At 69.3% G+C, this 18375-nt stretch carries 15 protein-coding genes; 7 read left to right on the forward strand and 8 right to left on the reverse strand.

What is annotated here, in order from left to right; all coding sequences use genetic code 11:
* Positions 1-70: 70 nt before the first annotated feature.
* Positions 71-967: a DMT family transporter gene (locus AB0L53_RS05570; RefSeq protein ID WP_363990752.1), complete on the forward strand. Its 897-nt coding sequence runs from the start codon at positions 71-73 to the stop codon at positions 965-967.
* Here AB0L53_RS05570 and AB0L53_RS05575 read toward each other — a convergent pair.
* From AB0L53_RS05575 to AB0L53_RS05595, 5 genes are read right to left on the reverse strand one after another with little or no spacing between them, the layout of a single operon-like run.
* A complete protein-coding gene (locus tag AB0L53_RS05575; protein WP_357948142.1) occupies positions 907-1296 on the reverse strand; it encodes a transcriptional repressor in 390 nt (129 codons plus the stop codon). The genes AB0L53_RS05570 and AB0L53_RS05575 overlap by 61 nt on opposite strands.
* Positions 1296-2171, reverse strand: a complete 876-nt coding sequence (locus tag AB0L53_RS05580) for a metal ABC transporter permease (protein WP_363990754.1) — start codon at positions 2169-2171, stop codon at positions 1296-1298. Before AB0L53_RS05580 ends, AB0L53_RS05575 begins: the two co-directional genes overlap by 1 nt.
* Complete coding sequence (locus AB0L53_RS05585) at positions 2168-2944, reverse strand: metal ABC transporter ATP-binding protein (protein ID WP_363990757.1); 777 nt, start codon at positions 2942-2944, stop codon at positions 2168-2170. Before AB0L53_RS05585 ends, AB0L53_RS05580 begins: the two co-directional genes overlap by 4 nt.
* A gap of 48 nt (positions 2945-2992) precedes the next feature.
* On the reverse strand, positions 2993-3883 hold the full coding sequence (locus tag AB0L53_RS05590; RefSeq protein WP_363990761.1) for a metal ABC transporter substrate-binding protein: 891 nt from the start codon (positions 3881-3883) through the stop codon (positions 2993-2995).
* A gap of 48 nt (positions 3884-3931) precedes the next feature.
* Positions 3932-4291: a DUF6703 family protein gene (locus AB0L53_RS05595; protein WP_363990764.1), complete on the reverse strand. Its 360-nt coding sequence runs from the start codon at positions 4289-4291 to the stop codon at positions 3932-3934.
* Positions 4292-4478: 187 nt separating this feature from the next.
* Here AB0L53_RS05595 and AB0L53_RS05600 point away from each other — a divergent pair, with 187 nt between their 5' ends.
* Together AB0L53_RS05600 and AB0L53_RS05605 are read left to right on the forward strand one after the other, a co-directional pair.
* A complete protein-coding gene (locus AB0L53_RS05600) occupies positions 4479-4766 on the forward strand; it encodes an antibiotic biosynthesis monooxygenase family protein (RefSeq protein WP_357947635.1) in 288 nt (95 codons plus the stop codon).
* Positions 4767-4860: 94 nt separating this feature from the next.
* Positions 4861-6246 carry a glycine--tRNA ligase gene (locus AB0L53_RS05605; protein WP_357947638.1) on the forward strand — a complete coding sequence of 462 codons (1386 nt, stop codon included), beginning with the start codon at positions 4861-4863 and terminating at the stop codon, positions 6244-6246.
* 174 nt (positions 6247-6420) lie between these two features.
* Here AB0L53_RS05605 and AB0L53_RS05610 read toward each other — a convergent pair whose 3' ends face one another.
* On the reverse strand, positions 6421-7746 hold the full coding sequence (locus AB0L53_RS05610; RefSeq protein ID WP_363990768.1) for a cytochrome b N-terminal domain-containing protein: 1326 nt from the start codon (positions 7744-7746) through the stop codon (positions 6421-6423).
* A gap of 229 nt (positions 7747-7975) precedes the next feature.
* Between AB0L53_RS05610 and ppdK the strand changes: the two genes are divergently transcribed.
* Complete coding sequence (ppdK, locus tag AB0L53_RS05615) at positions 7976-10609, forward strand: pyruvate, phosphate dikinase (protein ID WP_363990771.1); 2634 nt, start codon at positions 7976-7978, stop codon at positions 10607-10609.
* A 322-nt stretch (positions 10610-10931) separates the two neighbouring features.
* Here the strand turns inward: ppdK and AB0L53_RS05620 are convergent, their stop codons facing one another.
* A complete protein-coding gene (locus tag AB0L53_RS05620; RefSeq protein WP_363990774.1) occupies positions 10932-12431 on the reverse strand; it encodes a M48 family metallopeptidase in 1500 nt (499 codons plus the stop codon).
* Positions 12432-12513: 82 nt separating this feature from the next.
* Here AB0L53_RS05620 and AB0L53_RS05625 point away from each other — a divergent pair, with 82 nt between their 5' ends.
* Both AB0L53_RS05625 and AB0L53_RS05630 read left to right on the forward strand, forming a co-directional pair.
* Positions 12514-13734, forward strand: coding sequence for a deoxyguanosinetriphosphate triphosphohydrolase (locus AB0L53_RS05625; RefSeq protein WP_363990777.1), 1221 nt, complete (start codon positions 12514-12516; stop codon positions 13732-13734).
* Between the two features lie 25 nt (positions 13735-13759).
* Positions 13760-14923, forward strand: a complete 1164-nt coding sequence (locus AB0L53_RS05630) for an FAD-dependent oxidoreductase (RefSeq protein WP_358535815.1) — start codon at positions 13760-13762, stop codon at positions 14921-14923.
* 75 nt (positions 14924-14998) lie between these two features.
* Here the strand turns inward: AB0L53_RS05630 and AB0L53_RS05635 are convergent, their stop codons facing one another.
* Positions 14999-15898, reverse strand: coding sequence for a M23 family metallopeptidase (locus AB0L53_RS05635; RefSeq protein WP_363990781.1), 900 nt, complete (start codon positions 15896-15898; stop codon positions 14999-15001).
* Positions 15899-16066: 168 nt separating this feature from the next.
* On the opposite strand from AB0L53_RS05635, the gene dnaG reads away from it, so the two are divergent.
* Positions 16067-17908 (forward strand): DNA primase, encoded by a 1842-nt coding sequence (gene dnaG / locus AB0L53_RS05640; protein WP_363990785.1) that lies wholly within the window; start codon positions 16067-16069, stop codon positions 17906-17908.
* Positions 17909-18375: the final 467 nt, after the last annotated feature.

The following is an 18375-nucleotide window of genomic DNA, read 5'->3' on the forward strand; positions in this document are numbered from 1 at the left end:
CTCTAGCGTGGTCGCAGCGTATCTCGCTCCAAGGAGCTCGGGGGTTTCTGTGGGTGCACATCGTCGTATCGTGCTGATTGCGATCGCGGGTGCGCTGATCATCTCCACCTCCGCGCCGCTGGTCCGGTTGTCGGGGGTCTCGCCGGCGACCTCGGCGTTCTTCCGGTGCGCGTACGCGCTGCCGCCGATGCTGGTGCTGGCCTGGCTCGAACGGCGGAGGCTGGGGCCCCTCCCGGCCCGCAGCCGCAATCTGGCGTGGCTGGCGGGCGTGCTGTTCGCGTTCGACCTGCTGTTCTGGCACCACGCTATCAAGTACGTGGGCGCGGGGCTGGCGACCGTACTGGGCAATCTGCAGGTCTTCATCGTGGCCTTCGCGGCGTGGGCGCTGTTTCGTGAGCGGCCGTCGAACCGGCTGATGATGGCCACCCCGGTGGTGTTCGCCGGGGTGGTGCTGATCTCGGGGGTGTTCGACAGCGCGGCCTATGGGGCGAACCCGCTGCTCGGGGTCGTGACGGGCGTGGCAACCTCGATCTCGTACGCGGGGTTCCTGCTGGTGTTGAAGGGCGGCTCGGGGCGTACTGTCAGGCCGTTAACGCACGCCACCGCCGTGGCGACGGTCGGGATGGCCGCGTTGAGCCCGGTGTTCGGGGGCGCCGACTTCGTCCCGAGTTGGCCGGCGCACGACTGGCTGCTGCTGCTCGCGCTCGGGCCGCAGGTGGTCGGCTGGTCGCTGATCGCGTACTCGCTGCCCAGGCAGCCCGCCGCGCTCACCGCGCTGCTCCTGCTCGTCCAGCCGATGACGACGGTCGGGCTGTCGGCGGTGCTGCTCGGCGAGCACCCGTCGCCGCTCCAGCTCGCCGGGTGCGGGGTGATCGTCTTGGGCGTCCTGTACGGCTCGCGGCGCGCTCAGCCCGCCCGCACCGAGGCCGAGCAGCCGGAGCAGGTGCCGAACACCTCGACCGTGTGAGTGATCTCGGTGAAGCCGTGCTCGGAGCCGACCGTCTCCGCCCAGCGTTCGACGGCGGGACCGGCCACCTCGACGGTCCGGCCGCAGCGGCGGCACACCAGGTGGTGATGGTGGTCGCCGCTGGCGCACGCGCGGTAGACGGACTCGCCGTCGTCGGTGCGCAGCACGTCGACGTGACCGCCGTCGGCCAGCGCCTGCAGCGCCCGGTAGACCGTGGTCAGGCCGATCTTGGCGCCATGGGCGCGCATCTCGGCGTAGACGTCCTGGGCGCTGCGGAAGCTCTTGCTCTGGCGGAGGGTGTCGTGCACGGCGTCGCGTCTCGTGGACATCATCGTGCGACCTCCTCGACGCGCATGGTGGATCGCTCGCTCACTGTGGACTCCTGGGGTCTGCCTCGCCGTACGAACTTACCGACACCGAGGGCCAGGACGAAGCCGCAGAGGGCAAGAAGCACGATCGCGGCGCCCGGCGGCACCCTGGCGGACAGAGTCGAGGCGAGCAGCCCGCCCACCGCCGCGATGACGCCGAACAGCATGGCCAGCGTCATCGTCGAGCGGAACCCCCTGGTGAGCTGCTGACCGGTCGCCACCGGGATTACCATCAGCGCGCTGACCAGCAGCAATCCGACCACGCGCATGGCGATGACGACGGTCAGCGCGGCCGTGACGGCGATCAGCAGGCTGAGGAAGCGTACCGGCAGGCCGCTGGCCCTGGCCATCTCCTCGTCCTGGCAGAGCACGAACAGCTCCCTGCCGAAGATCACCACCACCGCGATCACCGCGACGGCCAGCGCGCCGATGATCCAGATGTCCTCGGTGGTGACGCTCGCGATGGCGCCGAAGAGGTAGGAGTTCAGCTTGGCGTTGCTGCCACCCGGCGCGATGCCCATGAGCATGACGCCACCCGCGATGCCGCCGTAGAACAGCAGCGCCAGCGCCACGTCGCCGCTGGTACGCCCGCGCGCCCTGACCAGTTCGATGGTCACGGCGCCGATGACGGCCACGGCCACGGCGGTGAGTACGGGCGCGGTGCCCGTCAGGAAGCCCAGCGCGACGCCGGTCAGCGCCACATGCCCGATGCCGTCACCGAGCAGCGCGAGCCTGCGCTGGACGATGAACGTGCCGACGGCGGGCGCGCAGAGCCCCACCAGCAGCGCCGCGATCAGCGCCAGCTGGAAGAACTGCTTGCCCAACAACTCGATCATGGCTCTCCCCGCCATCCGGAAAGCGGTCCCGCGCTCGCCTCGGTGGCGTGCGGGTGCACGTGCTCGTGTCCCGGCCGGGCGCAGTCGCCCTCGGGCCGTGGTGGTCTGCCGTCGTGCGCGATCCGGCCCTCACGGACCACCACGCCGCGGGTGATGAGCGGCTCGAGCGGGCCGAGCTCGTGGGCGACGAGCACGATGGTCTTGCCGTTCAGCACCAGCGTGGCCAGCGTATCGGCGAGCAGTTGCTGAGTGTCGGCATCGACACCCGCGGTGGGCTCGTCCATGACGTAGGTGTCGGGTTCGCCGGCCAGCGCGCGGGCGATGAGCACCCGCTGCTGCTGGCCGCCGGACAGTGACTGCACCGGGTCGCCCGCCCGGTCCGCCAGCCCGACGGCCTCGAGCGCGCTCGCCGCCGCCGCCTTGTCCGCGGGGCTGGTACGGCGCAGCCGGCTCTGCCTGGCCACGCGGCCGGAGGTCACGACCTCGCGGACCGTGGCGGGCACCCCGCCGCCGACGGCCAGGCGCTGCGGCACATAGCCGATGCGCCACCACTCGCGGAATTTCGCGGGCGGTGAGCCGTACAGGAGGGTCTGGCCGCCCGAGAGCGGAGTGAGGCCCAGCAGGGCGCGCACCAGCGTGGACTTGCCGGAGCCGTTGGCGCCCATGAGGGCCACGACCTCGCCGGGGCAGACCGTGAGATCGATGCCGCGCAGGATGTCGCGCCGGTCCAGGCTCACCCGGCCGCCGGTCATGGCGAAGGCGGTCTCGCTCATGTCGTACACCCCAATGTGCCGCTCATCTCGTACACCCCAATGCGCCGGTCATGCCGTACACCCCAATGCGGTCTGCAAGGTCTTCAGGTTGTCGCGCATTCCCGACAGGTAGTCGCCCGACGGCTTGCTCTCCAGCGGGTCGAGCACCGCCGTCCGCGCGCCGACCTCCTTGGCCAGCACCTCGGAGACCTTGGGGCTGACCAGGGCCTCGGTGAAGATCGTGGTCACCTTCTCGTCCTTGGCCAGCTTGGCGACCTCGGCGATGCGGGCGGGGGAGGGCTCCGTCTCCGGGTCCAGGGTGACGCCGATCTGCTTGAGGTGATAGCGGTCGGCCAGATAGCCGAACGCCTCATGGGCGGTGACCAGCGTCTTGGTCCCGCAGGTTGTCAGGGCCTTGGCGTACTCCTGGTCGAGGGTCCCCAGGGCGCCGGCCGTCTTGACCGCGCGGTCCCGGTAGCCCTGGGCGTGCGCGGGGTCGGCGGCGGCCAGCCGCTCGCCGAGTTTGGCGGCGACGGTGGCCAGGCGGGACGGGTCCAGCCAGAGATGCGGGTCGTAGCCGATGTCGTGACCCTCCGCGTGCTCGCCGGCGGGCAGCGTCTTGACCGCGGTCGCGGCGTCGAAGCTCTTGTCCTGGTCGACCGCGTCGTCCACGGCGGGCTGGACGCCCTTGATGTAGACGGTCAGGGTCGCGTCCTCGAGCTCGGCCACCTGGTGCGCGCCCAGCTCCAGGTCGTGCGGTTCGACACCGGGGGCGGTCAGGACCGACACGCTCACGTCGGGGCCGCCGACCTGCTCGGTGAGCCACTGGAGCGGGTAGAAGGCGGCGATCACGGCGGGCTTGCCGGGCGCCGCAGTCTCGGCCGCGCCGGTGTTGGAGCACGCGGCGGTCGTCAGAGTGGTCGCGAGGATGGCAGCACCGATTAGGGGCGTTCGGGACATCACGCCCCCGATTATGGGGAAAATGAAAATGATTGTCAAAATCTCCGGCTAAAACACTCCGAAGCGGTCGGCCGCGAGGACCAGCAGGAAGACCAGCATCACGACCCGCAACAGCCGCCCGCCGAGCCCCAGCGACGGCCAGGACAGGTACGCCAGCCAGCCCACGAACCCCAGCACCGGCAGCACCGCCACGCCGCCCAGCCAGCTGTCCACGGCGAACCCGGTCAGCAGCAGCACCACCAGCACGGCGGGCGCCGCCCACTTGGGCACCTGCGTGAACAGGAACGTCATCGGGGTCGCGCTGCGCTCCTCGACCGCCTTGCGCAGGCCGGTCGCGCCGGGTGTGAAGAACTGCTCGCCGGCGGGAAGCGGCCGGGCGTTCCCGCGGCGGTTGTCATTGGTGGCCACGGCCCGAGCCTAGCCCCGTCCCCATCGGACAGCAGGTGGGGCGGTCACTGCGCGGGGGCCGAGCGGTCACGGCACGGGGGCCGGTCGGCGGGCGGGGCGGTCGGAGCGCCCGAATCGGTCAGTGGGTGCGGGCAGGTCAGGACTGGAATCGCCCAGCGGTACGTAATCGTCTGACATCCTGGTGTGCGTGCTCGCCGTTATCCGTTACACCGTCCCAGAGTCCCAGTCCCAAGACTTCGTCAAGCAAGCCCATGTCATCCTTCAGACACTGGCCGACCAGCCCGGATTCCTGCGTGGCCGGTTGGCCCGCTCGGTTGATGAGCCCAACCTGTGGGCGCTGGTCAGTGAGTGGGAGGGCGCCGGGTTCTACCGCAGGGCCCTGTCCGCGGCGCGGATGGCGATGTATCCCCTGATGATCCTCATGGTCAACGAACCAAGCGCGTTCGAGGACGTCTATCTTCAAGACGGCGAGTAGAAATACTCGCGCGCGAGGGCTCGTGAGCGTCCCCTAAGCTGGGAGCTCACCCATTCCCTTCGCCGACCTCCAGTTGGAAAGAGACGCAACCAAAATGGCACGACGCACAGACGTCATGGACACGATCGTCAGCCTCGCCAAACGCCGCGGGCTCGTTTACCCGTCGAGCGAGATCTACGGCGGACTGCGCGCGTCGTGGGACTACGGTCCCCTGGGCGTCGAGCTGAAGAACAACGTCAAGCGGCAGTGGTGGCTGTCGATGGTCCAGTCGCGCGACGACGTGGTGGGCCTCGACTCCTGCGTCATCCTGGCCCGCGAGGTCTGGCAGGCCAGCGGTCACGTGGAGACCTTCACCGACCCGCTGACCGAGTGCCAGTCGTGCCACAAGCGCTATCGCGCCGATCACCTCCTCGAGGCGTACGAGGAGAAGAACGGCAAGGCGCCCGAGAACGGCCTGGCCGACATCACCTGCCCCAACTGCGGCAACAAGGGCGCCTTCACCGACCCGAAGCAGTTCAGCGGCCTGCTCAAGACCTACCTCGGCCCGATCGAGGACGAGTCGGGTCTGGCCTACCTGCGCCCGGAGACCGCGCAGGGCATCTTCATCAACTACCTCAACGTGCAGCAGTCGGCGCGTAAGAAGATCCCGTTCGGCATCGGCCAGGTCGGCAAGTCCTTCCGCAACGAGATCACGCCGGGCAACTTCATCTTCCGCACCCGCGAGTTCGAGCAGATGGAGATGGAGTTCTTCGTCAAGCCGGGCAGCGACGAGGAGTGGCACCAATACTGGATCGACGAGCGCTTCCGCTGGTACTCCGATCTGGGCATCAACAAGGACAACCTCCGGCTCTACGAGCACCCCAAGGAGAAGCTGTCCCACTACAGCAAGCGCACGGTCGACGTCGAATACCGCTTCAACTTCGCCGGCGGTGAGTGGGGTGAGCTCGAGGGCATCGCCAACCGCACCGACTTCGACCTGACCGCCCACTCCAAGGCGTCGGGCGTCGACCTGAGCTTCTTCGAGCAGGACACGGGCGAGCGCTACGTGCCCTACGTCATCGAGCCGGCGGCGGGTGTCGACCGGGCCACGCTGACGTTCCTGCTCGACGCCTACAGCGAGGACGAGGCGCCCAACGCCAAGGGGGTCATGGAGAAGCGCACGGTCATGCGGCTCGACCACCGGCTCGCCCCGGTCAAGGCCGCGGTGCTGCCGCTGTCGCGCAACGCCGACCTGTCACCGAAGGCCCGCGACCTGGCCGCGCAGCTGCGCCGGCGGTGGAACGTCGAGTTCGACGACGCGGGCGCGATCGGCCGCCGCTACCGGCGCCAGGACGAGATCGGCACGCCGTTCTGCATCACGGTCGACTTCGACACGCTCGAGGACCAGGCGGTCACGATCCGCGAGCGCGACACGATGGCTCAGCAGCGCATCTCCCTCGACGCCGTCGACTCCTACCTCCGTCAGCATCTGAACGACTAGTTTTCTTTTACGGCCGGCAGTGGCCAGCCCCACCCGCCATACGTGGCCGGGCCCTGTCCAGGGGCACGCTCCTGCGGTTTACGGGGCTGGCCGCCGCGACGTGCGCATTGTTGACCCCGTTCGCGGTCTTTCCTAGACCGTGGGCGGGGTCAACGCCGTCCGGGGGCAGGAGCATCAGCGGCGGGCGCGGCTTCGGCATACCGCCAGGGTGATGGCGTACGCGATCGGGGGCACGACGAAGACCGCGACGCGCAGCCCGTACACGATCCAGAGGTAGGTCTCGTGCGGTGCCGCGAGCAGCGGCGTCGGAGCCTTCGGGTCCGGCGGGGTCTCCGAGACCCACGTCCCGGCCCACAGCACCGTGAAGAACGTGATCACCGCCACCCCGAGCGCCGTGCGGACGGGCGCGTGCGAGGGGCGGTCCAGGAGGTTGTGGACGCGGCGGTCCCCGGTGAAACGGCGCTCCAGGAACGGATAGAACAGCAGGACCGTGAAGAAGGCGGCCAGGACCAGCATCGGGATCCAGAGGCCGACCTGTAGGACGAAGCCGCCGACGGTGATCTCCCAGGGCGGTGTCAGGCGTAACGCGCCTTCCAGAACGCCGGAATACCAGAACGGCTGGGCCGAGGGCGGCCAGCCGCCCGGCTGGTACGCCCCGTGCTCCCACACCGGGTTGACCCGGACGAAGGTGGCCAGCAGCGTGATGACGGCCATCGTGAACAGCGTGGTGGCGCCGTTCTTGACGGCGAAGTACGGGAAGAACGGGCCACCCGTGACCCGCGTCTCGTCCGACGCCGGGGTGCGGTGCTCGGTGTGCTTCTGCCGCCAGGTCAGGACGATCCCGTGCAGCGGCACGAGCGCCAGCAGGATGCCCGGCACCAGCAGCACGTGCGTCACGAACAGGCGCGGGATGACCTGGCCGGGGAAGCCGCCGTCGAAGACGAACGCCGACAGGTAGCCGCCGATGAGCGGGATCGACAACAGCAGGCCCTGCGCCTCCCGCAGGCCGGTCATGGCGAGCTGGTCGGCGGGCAGTGAGACGCCCAGGAACGACTCGAACAGCACCAGCCCGAACAGCAGCACGCCGGTCATCCAGCTCAGCTCCCGCGGCTTGCGGAAGGCGGCGGTGAAGAAGACGCGGAACAGGTGGGCCACGATCGACAGCACGAAGATCGTCGCCGCCCAGTGGTGCATCTGGCGCACCAGCAGGCCGCCCCTGATGTCCAGGCTGAGCTCGCGTACCGAGGCGAAGGCCACGTCGGGGTTGGGCTTGTAGAAGAAGACCAGGAACGTGCCCGTCAGCACGAGCAGGACGAACGAGTACAGGGCGAACTCGCCGAGCAGGAACGACCAGTGGCTCGGGAAGAGCTTGCGCAGGTTCGGGCCGAGCCAGCCGGCCAGGCCGAGGCGCTCGTCCAGGTAGCGCGCGGAGCCCTGCGCGGCCTTGGCCGATCCGGCGACCAGGCGGGCCGAACGCTGGGGCTTGGTAGGAGTGGCCATCGGGCGCCTCCTGCTAGGGGTACTCCTGATTGTGAACCTTACCTCTGGATCTTTCAAGAATTGGTTTATACCAATTGGTATAAACCAATTCTTGGTCAAACAGAACATAAATTGGATTAGACCGGTGATAGGCCCTTCACCAGCTGAAACGTTGACTTAACCGATGAGTGCAGTTTCATCATGATTATCGCCGGTAGAGTCCGAACCAGAGGCGTTGATTGGAGCTGTGGTGGCCAAGTACGTTTACGACTTCACCGAGGGCAACAAGGATCTCAAGGATCTTCTCGGCGGTAAGGGAGCAAACCTCGCCGAAATGACCAATCTCGGGCTGCCCGTCCCTCCCGGGTTCACGATCACCTCCGAGGCATGCCGCCACTATCTGGCCGAGGGCGCGGTCCCCGACGGCCTGGAGCGGGAGGTGGCCGAGCACCTGACCGCTATGGAGAAGCGGATGGGCAAGACGCTCGGCCAGGCCGACGACCCGCTGCTCGTCAGCGTCCGCTCCGGCGCGAAGTTCTCGATGCCCGGCATGATGGAGACCGTCCTCAACATCGGGCTGAACGACGAGTCCGTGCACGGCCTGGCCAAGCAGGCCGGCGGCAACGACCGCTTCGCCTGGGACTCCTACCGCAGGCTCATCCAGATGTTCGGCAAGACCGTGCTCGACATCGACGGCGAGCTGTTCGAGCACGCGCTCGAATCGCTGAAGGGCGACCGGCAGGACACCGACCTCGGGGCGGCCGAGCTGCAGGGCCTGGTCGAGACGTTCAAGGGCATCGTGCGCGACCAGACGGGCAAGGACTTCCCCGCCGACCCCCGCGAGCAGATGCGCCTGGCCGTCATGGCCGTCTTCGACTCCTGGAACGCCCCGCGCGCCATCCTCTACCGCCGCCAGGAACGCATCCCCGCCGACCTCGGCACCGCGGTCAACATCGTGGCCATGGTCTTCGGCAACGTCGGCAACGACTCGGGCACCGGTGTCGCCTTCACCCGCGACCCCGGCTCCGGCCAGCAGGGCATCTACGGCGACTACCTGCAGAACGCCCAGGGCGAGGACGTCGTCGCCGGCATCCGCAACACGATCCCGCTCCAGGAGCTGGAACGCCTCGACAAGAGCTCGTACGACGAGCTCCTACGGATCATGGAGACGCTGGAGAACCACTACCGCGACCTGTGCGACATCGAGTTCACGATCGAGCGCGGCAAGCTCTGGATGCTGCAGACCAGGGTCGGCAAGCGCACCGCGGCCGCCGCGTTCTGCATCGCCATCCAGCTCGTCGACCAAGGCCTCATCACGCTCGACGAGGCCGTCACGCGGGTGACGGGCGACCAGCTGGCCCAGCTGATGTTCCCGCGCTTCGATTCGGGCACCGAGAAGAAGAAGATCGCCAAGGGCATGAACGCCTCGCCGGGAGCCGCCGTCGGCAAGGTCGTGTTCTCCTCCGAGCGCGCCGTCGAGCTGGCCGGCCGGGGCGAGGACGTCATCCTGGTGCGCCGCGAGACCAACCCGGACGACCTGTCCGGGATGATCGCCGCGCGCGGCATCCTGACCAGCCGCGGCGGCAAGACCTCACACGCCGCCGTGGTCGCCCGCGGCATGGGCAAGACCTGTGTCTGCGGCGCCGAGGAGCTGGAGGTGTCGATCGGCGAGCGCAGGTTCACCGCGCCGGGCGACATCGTGGTGAACGAGGGCGACCTCATCTCCATCGACGGCACGACCGGCGAGGTCTTCCTCGGCGAGGTGCCCGTGGTGGACTCGGCCGTGGTCGAGTACTTCGAGGGCCGGGAGCCCGACGACGACCTGGTCCGGGCCGTGGACCGGATCATGCGGCGGGCCGACGAGGTACGCCGGCTGGGCGTGCGGGCCAACGCCGACACGCCCGACGACGCGGCCAGGGCGCGCCGCTTCGGCGGTGAGGGGATCGGGCTGTGCCGTACGGAGCACATGTTCCTGGGCGAGCGCCGGCAGCTCGTCGAGGACCTGGTGCTGGCCTCGGGCGACGAGGAGCGCCAGGCGGCGCTGGACGCGCTGGAGCCCCTCCAGAAAGCCGACTTCGTCGGGATATTTCAGGCTATGGAGGGTCAGCCGGTCACGGTCCGGCTCATCGACCCGCCGTTGCACGAGTTCCTGCCGGACCTCACCGACCTGTCGGTCAAGGTGGCCACCGGGGACGGCACGGACAAGGACCGCAAGCTGCTGGGCGCCGTCAAGCGGCTGCACGAGCAGAACCCCATGCTCGGGCTGCGCGGTGTGCGGCTCGGCCTGGTCATCCCCGGCCTGTTCGCCATGCAGGTACGCGCCATCGCCCAGGCGGCCAAGGAGGTGCCGGGAGCCAAACCGGAGATCATGATCCCGCTCGTGGCCGCCGTACAGGAGCTGGAGGCCGTCCGCGAGGAGGCCGCCGGGATCCTCGCGGAGCTCGGCGTCGAGGCCCTGATCGGCACCATGATCGAGACGCCCAGGGCGGCGCTCACCGCGGGCCAGGTCGCCGAGGCGGCCCAGTTCTTCTCCTTCGGCACCAACGACCTGACCCAGATGACCTGGGGCTTCTCGCGGGACGACGTCGAGGCCGCGTTCTTCTCCCGCTACCTGGAGCTCGGCATGTTCGGAGTCTCGCCGTTCGAGACCCTTGACCGCGATGGCGTCGGCCGCCTGGTCACGATCGCCGTCGAGGAGGGCCGCGCGGCCCGCCCCGACCTCAAGCTCGGCATCTGCGGCGAGCACGGGGGCGATCCCGACTCGGTGCACTTCTGCCACCAGGCCGGGCTCGACTATGTCTCGTGCTCGCCGTTCCGCATCCCGGTCGCCCGCCTGGAGGCCGGCCGCGCGGCCTTCGCCGAATGCGACTCCGACACTCGGTAGCCAGCCGAAGGGGGTCTCCCGAAGGGACGCCAGCCACGACGGACCGGTCAGATCTTCCTCCCCCGAAGGGAGATCACACGACCGCCTCGATCCCTGTGACGGTCCGTTGTGGTGGGGTCTTTTGGGTGGGATGCCCCTTTCGGGGGAGGGAGTGGTGACGGTCCGTCGTGGTGGGGGTCCCTTGGGTGGGATGCCCCCTTCGGGGGAGGGGATGGAGACGGTCCGTTGTGGCTGGTGTTCCTGTGGGGGCGGGGATCGTGACCGTTCGTTGTGGCTGGTGTCCCTGTGGGGGTCACCTCGGGGAGCATAGCGGTCGACCGGGCTAGACGGTCGCTTCCGCCTGCTCCAGCGTGGCGGGCACGTAGTCGTGACGCATGCCCAGGTCGCCCAGCCACTTCCGGAGCCCGGGAACGGCGGACGGGTTGGCCGCGACCTGGGCCGCGTACTCCGACAGCGCCACCTCCTCGCCGTCGTCGAACAGCAGCCGCGCCGGCCCCGCCCACGACAGCGTCCACCGGGCCTGGCCGTGCTGGATCAGCACCGCCTCCAGCGCCTGCCCGAGCACCCCGGCCAGCAGCGTCTCCGACGGGTTCCAGCCCAGCTCGCGCAGCTTCTCCTCCAGCTCCGGCCGCCGCCCCCTGGCGATCACCTCGAAGGCCGCGTCGAGGTAGGGCCGGGTGGCGCCCAGCACCCGCTGCCCGGCCAGCGCCAGGTCGTTGAGCGCCTCGGCGTTGCGGGCCGCGTACATGCCCTGGGACACCAGCTCCTCCCACGACACCGCCCGCAGCGATGTGAGCGCCTCTGGCGTCCACATCGACTGCTCGACCGCCTGCACCGCCACGTTGGCGTCACGCAGCAGCGTGAGGGCCGAGCGCGGGTCGGGTACGTGCTCCGGCTCCGGAAGCAGCTCGATGGCGGCCAGCCGGTCGGCGAGGCTCGGGTGGGAGTCGTAGAGGGAGGTCTCCCGCGGCTCCTCGCCGAGCTTGGCCACCTCGGCCTGCCTGGCCGGGTCGCTCATCAGCGCGTGGAACCCGCCGAACACCGCCGCGGGCCGGTTGCCGCCCGCCCCGGTCATCGACAGGTAGCCCTCGGCGTAGATCTTCCAGGCGGTCGCCGTGCTGTGGATCTTGCGCAGCGCCTCCGACATCGCCTGGCGACCGCCGATGGCCACCGCGAACCGGTCGGCCTCCAGCTCCTGCCCGCGCGACACGCTCTGGGAGACGAGCATGTAGAGCTTGGCGTAGTACTTGAACAGCCGCTGGACGTACGGGTTGCCGGCGAGCCCCTCGACGGTCGCGATCAGCCCCTCCCGGCCCCGGTAGACCGGCGCGCCCAGGCGGGTGTGGGCGCCGCTGTAGTGGCCCAGCTCGTGGCCGAGCACCGCGCGCATCTCGTCGACCGTGAGGGTCTGCAGGAGCGGCAGCCCGACGTACATGCGCCGCCGGGTGGCCTTCATGCCGAGGAAGCGGGTGTCCTCCGCGACGGCCGCGTTGACCTCGGGCACCAGGCGGATCTCGTCGGGCGGCGCCGTACGGACGCGCTGGGACAGGTCGTCGACCACCTGCCAGAGCGCGGGCTCGTGCTCGCGGGCGACCAGCACGCCCGGCTGCTCGCCGTCCTTGCGGCGGCTGACCATGATCAGGGCGCGCACGAGCGCGGCCCCCGCCAGAGTCAGGATGACCGCGTACTTGAGGCCGTTGACGTGGAAGTCGACCAGCAGCAGCACATCGAAGAAGACAGCCGCGACCAGCACGAGGCCGACCAGCACGTAGAAGCCGGCAAGCAGGGCGAAGGCCAGCACGGCCCGGAACGCTGTGGTCATGGAGGAGGGGCTCCCGGGGAATGGGGTTCTCGCGAGGGTCGACACTAGCGGAGACCGGAAACTGGATAAAATCACAGCTCTTATGGCCCGTTACGACGAACACGACCAGGCACGGTGGGTGCCGGAACCTCCCGGCAACCCGGAGCGCAGCGCATTCGAACGCGACCGCGCCAGGGTCCTGCACAGCTCCGCGCTGCGTAGGCTGGCCGCGAAGACGCAGGTCGTGGGGCCCGGCGAGACGCTCGGCGGCGGCCAGCACATCCCGCGCACCCGGCTCACCCACTCGCTCGAATGCGCCCAGGTCGGCCGGGAGATGGGCGCGACGCTCGGCGTCGACCCCGACCTGGTGGAGACCGCCTGCCTGGCGCACGATCTGGGCCATCCGCCCTTCGGTCACAACGGTGAGGTGGCGCTCAACCAGCTGTCCACCTCGTGCGGCGGCTTCGAGGGCAACGCGCAGAGCCTGCGCCTGCTCACCCGGCTGGAGGCCAAGGTCCTCACCGAGGACGGCCGCAGCGCCGGGCTCAACCTCACCAGGGCCGCGCTCGACGCCTCCATCAAATATCCGTGGACCTGCGATAAATCGCCGAAGTTCGGGGTCTACGACGACGACCTGCCGGTCTTCGAGTGGATCAGGGACGGCGCCCCCGACGGCCGGGTGAGCTTCGAGGCGCAGATCATGGACTGGGCCGACGACGTCGCCTACTCCGTCCACGACCTGGAGGACGCGCTGCACTCCGGCCACGTGACGCCCGAGGCGCTCCTGTCGGCCGCCGAGCGCCGCGCGGTCTGTGAGATCGCCCGCACCTGGTACGCGCCCAGTGCCGACCTCGGCGAGCTCGAGGCCGTCTTCGCCGCACTGATCGCCACCCCGCTCTGGCCGCGCCGCTTCGAGGCCACCTTCGCCGACCTGGCCGGGCTCAAGGCGCTGACGAGCGGCCTCATCGGCCGCTTCTGCCGCTCCGCCCAGACCGCCACCAAGGACGCGTACGCCTCGCGGCACCGCGCGGAGCTCGTCGTCCCCACGGCCACGCGGCTGGAGTGCGCGATCCTCAAGGGCATCACCGCCCACTACGTGATGACCACCGACGACCACCACGCCAACCAGGCCAGGCAGCGCGACCTCATCACCGAGCTGGCCTCGCTGATCACGCTCGGCGCGCCCGCCACCCTGGAGCCCGCCTTCCGGCCCACCTACCTCGGCGCGCCCGACGACGCCGCCCGCGTCCGGGTGGTCATCGACCAGATCGCCTCTCTCACCGACACGTCCGCCATCGCCTGGCACAAGCGTCTTTCCCGATGACCCCCGGCGGGCGGATACTGCGGCCATGGCTACATATGTGATCGTCGGCGCGGGACTGGCGGGGGCCAAGGCGGCGCAGACGTTGCGGGAAGAGGGCTCCGACGACGAGATCGTGCTGATCGGCGCGGAGTCCGAACGCCCCTACGAGAGACCGCCCTTGTCGAAGGAATACCTGCTGGGCAAGAGCGAGCGGGAGAAGATCTTCGTCCATGGCGCCGGCTGGTACGCCGACAACGGCGTGGACCTCAGGACCGGCCTGCGGGTCACGCGCCTCGAGCTCGGCCAGCACGCGGTCCGGCTCTCCGACGGTTCGCGCCAGCCGTACCACAAACTGCTGATCGCGACGGGGGCGAGGCCGCGGCGCCTGCCCGGACCGGGCCTCTGCCTGCGCACGGTCGAGGACAGCGAGGCGCTCAAGGCGCGCCTCGCCGACGCCGAGCGGGTGATCGTGGTCGGCGCGGGCTGGATCGGGCTGGAGACCGCCGCGGCGGCCCGCAAGGCCGGCTGTGAGGTCACGATCGTCGAGCCCGACCCCACGCCGCTGTATCGGCCGCTCGGGGCCGAACTCGGCGAGGTCTTCGCCGGGCTGCACCGGCGCAACGGCGTCGACCTGCGCACCGGCACCGGCGCCGCGGAGATCACCGAGACCGGCGTGCGGCTCAGCTCCGGCGAGCGCCTGACCGCCGACCTCGTCATCGTCGGCATCGGCGCGGAGCCCGAGGTCGGGCTGGCCCGGGACGCCGGACTGGAGGTCGGCAGCGGCATCCTCACGGACGCCGCCCTGCGCACCTCGCATCCCGACGTGTTCGCCGCGGGCGACGTCGCCGAGTCGTTCCATCCCCTGTACGGCCGGCGCATCCGGGTCGAGCACTGGGCCAACGCGCTGAACGGCGGCCCCGCCGCGGCCAGGTCCATGCTGGGCCAGGAGGTCTCCTACGACCGCGTGCCGTACTTCTATACCGACCAGTACGACCTGGGCATGGAGTTCTCCGGCGACATCCAGGGCTACGACGAGGTCGTCTACCGGGGTTCGGTACCCGACCTGGAGTTCGTCGCCTACTGGCTGCGCGAGGGCAAGGTCGTCGCCGGCATGAACGTCAACGTCTGGGACGTCGTCAGCGAGATCCAGCAGCTCATCCGCTCCGGAGTGACCGTGGACCCGAAGGAGCTGACGTCGGATCGGCGATGAGGCTCACGTCGGGTCGAGGGTTGAGACTTACGTCGGGTCGAGGGTTGAGACTCACGTCGGGTCGAGGGTTGAGACTCACGTCGGGTCGACGATGATCGGCGTAGGAGTCGGCTTGACGCGGGTCTTCTTTTTCTTCTTGGGCTCCGTCACCGTCTTCGACGCGCACTGAACGGCGCAGCGCGGCGTCTCGCCCAGCCGGCCGCGCATCTTCAGCGTTTCCTCCTTCGGAGACAGCGTCTTGTTGCCGGACTGCCAGGCGTCGAGGTAGTCCCAGGGGTTCACCATGCCCCGGCGCACCCACCAGTAGGCGGGGCCGGTCTTCCAGGAGATCGCGAAGTAGAGGTTGGTGGCGGTGTCGCGGGCGTTGCCCGAGTTGCCGACCCGGCCGAGCATCTGTCCGACCTTCACCCGTACGCCCGGCTTGAGGCCGTCGGCCACGGCGTCGAGATGCCCGCCGAGGTAGCGGACGCCGTCGTCACCGATGATCGTGACGAAGCGGCCCTCGCGATAGGCGCCCACGTCGGTGGTGGGCGACCACTTGTTCAGGGTGTTGACCTCGTCGACCACGCCGTCCACCGGCGCCACGAAGGCGCAGCCCTTGCCCGCCCAGATCACCGTCTTCGGCAGCACGAGCAGCTGGCGCTGGTAGGTCGTCCGGCAGCCCTGGACGGGGAAGGCGTAGGTGTACTTGGACAGCTTCGGCGGCGGGATCTTGACCGGGTCCTCACCCTTGGGCGGGGTCTCGGCCGACTGGGGATCGGCGGTCGAGTTCTGCGAGGGGGGTGTCTGTGAGGGGATGGTGGCGGTGACGGACGGGCTCGCGCTTCCCGGGGGCGTGGGTGACTGCGCGCTGACGCCCGCCACTCCGGTGGTTTGTGGCGAGCAGGCGCTCGCCAGCAGCGCGGCGCCCGCTAAAGCCGCCCAACATCCGAGATGCCCCGCTCGCATGATCTCCACCCGTGTCGACGTGTCCACCGCAAACATTTACCTTTGTAGCCGACCGGGGAAGTGCTCCCGACAGATTTCCGCCTTTCGCGACGCGACGGTGACATCCTCTTACCGCCAGGTCACCGTCACCTCACGGAGGGCAGTCATGAGCCCGGGTGGGGACGGTTGTCGTAGCTCAGGAATAGACTCACCGGCGTGGCTGGCAGGATCCGTGACGTCGATATCGCGCTCGTTCGTGAGCGATCACCCATCGCCGATGTGATCGGCGAACACATCCAGTTGCGCAACGCGGGCGGCGGCAACCTCAAGGGATTGTGCCCGTTCCATGATGAGAAGAGCCCATCCTTCAACGTCACGCCCGAGCGCGGCATGTATTTCTGCTTCGGCTGCACCGAGGGCGGCGACGTCATCACGTTCGTTGAGAAGATCGAGCACCTGACGTTCGGCGAGGCGGTCGAGCGGCTGGCGCAGCGTGCCGGGATCCAGCTCCAATACGACCAGGGCGGCTACGTGCCGCGGCGCGACCACGGCGAGCGGGCCCGGCTGATCGAGGCGCACAAGGCCGCCGCCGAGTTCTACGCCGAGAAGCTGCTCGGCCCGGAGGCCGCGCCCGGCCGGCGGTTCCTGTCGGAGCGGGGGTTCGAGCGGGCCGACGCTGAGATGTTCGGCGTGGGTTACGCGCCCAACGAATGGGAGGGGCTGACACGGCATCTCCTGGGGCGCGGCTTCACCGCCGACGAGATCGTCAAGGGCGGGCTGGCCAAGGAGGGTCGGCGCGGGCCGATGGACCGCTTCCGCGGGCGGCTGATCTGGCCGATCCGCGACGCGACGGGCGACGTGATCGGGTTCGGGGCTCGCAAGCTGCTCGACTCCGACGACGGCCCGAAATACCTCAACACCCCCGACTCCCCGCTCTACAAGAAGAGCCAGGTGCTCTACGGCATCGACCTGGCCAAGCGGGAGATCTCCAAGCGGTCCCAGGCGGTCATCGTCGAGGGCTACACCGACGTCATGTCCTGCCACCTGGCCGGGGTGCCGACGGCGGTCGCCACCTGCGGCACGTCGTTCGGCGAGGAGCACATCAAGATCCTGCGGCGCTTCCTGCTCGACCAGGCGGAGTTCCGCGGCGAGGTGATCTTCACTTTCGACGGCGACGCGGCCGGGCAGAAGGCGGCGCTCCGGGCGTTCGCCGACGAGCAGAAGTTCGTCACCCAGACCTACGTGGCCGTGCAGCCCGACGGGCTCGACCCGTGCGACCTGCGCGTCAAGCAGGGCGACGCGGCCGTGCGCGACCTGATCGCCAGCCGCGAGCCGCTGTTCCAGTTCGCCATCCGCAGCACGATCTCCCGCTACGACCTGCGCAGCAACGAGGGCAAGATCGCCGCGCTCGACGCGGCGGCGCCGATCGTGGCCGGGATCAAGGACGTCGGCCTGCGCAAGCGCTACGCGATCGACCTCGACCGGTGGCTCGGCTTCATGGACGAGCGGTTCGTCATGCAGCGCATCGCCGAGGTCGGCGGGGCTCAGCAGGGCCGCCCGCGACGGGCGCCGCAGGCCGCGCCCGTCGATCCCAACGTGCGGGTCGAGGGCGAGCTGCTCAAGCTGGCCATCCAGCGGCCCGCGCTGCTCGGTCCCCGCTTCGACGCGCTCGACCCGCGGGCGTTCACCGCGCCCGACCACGTGCTGGTGCACCAGGTGATCACCGCGGCGGGCGGCGCCGCGTCGGCGGGCCACGGCGGTCGGGAGTGGGTCGACCGGCTGCTGGAGCAGTGCCACGACGACGTGACGCGGGCGCTGGTGACCCGGTTCGCGGTCGAGGCGATCCGGGCCGACTCCCACACCGAGGAGCGCTACGGGGCGGCCATGCTGGCGGCGATCGAGGCCATCGCGGTCGACCGGGCGATCGCTCAGGTCAAGTCGCGCATCCAGCGGCTCAACCCGGTGGATGAGCAGCAGGACTACAACCGGCTGTTCGGCGAGCTGGTGGCGCTGGAGCAGCAGCGCAGAGTGCTCCGGGACCGGGCTGCGGGCAGCTGAGGGGTTTGGGGACGCTTTCACGGGCAGCCGCGGCAACCAGGTCAGGGTTTCGGCGGGCCCGTGCGCATCCGCTTTGGCGTCGCCAGTCGGCGGATGATGAGCCGCGAATGGCCTCTGTAACGGCTCGTTCGAGAGTTGTCGAGCACAAGATGTCGGGAACTTGTTGAATCCAGATGGCTGTGGCGAAATCCTTCACCGGCCGTGCGAGACAGCGGTGTCAGAAGGCATCCGGGCAGGCTGCGCCTGGTGTCCGGCGACAACCCCGCCCCGGACACTCCTTACTCGACCGCGTAATTGACTTTACTTTCCTGATCAAACTGCCGCTAAACCTTTAAGCGATCTCAATTTGGTAAGGGCCACGGCCTTACCTTCGGTTACAAAAATGGGTCTGCCATTTTACGGAAGCAATACTGCAGACTGTGTCCCGTGGGTGCATCGGTACTGCCAAGTGGACCGCCATCCGTAGA

Source organism: Nonomuraea sp. NPDC052129, assembly GCF_040680095.1.
Taxonomy (GTDB): Bacteria; Actinomycetota; Actinomycetes; order Streptosporangiales; family Streptosporangiaceae; genus Nonomuraea.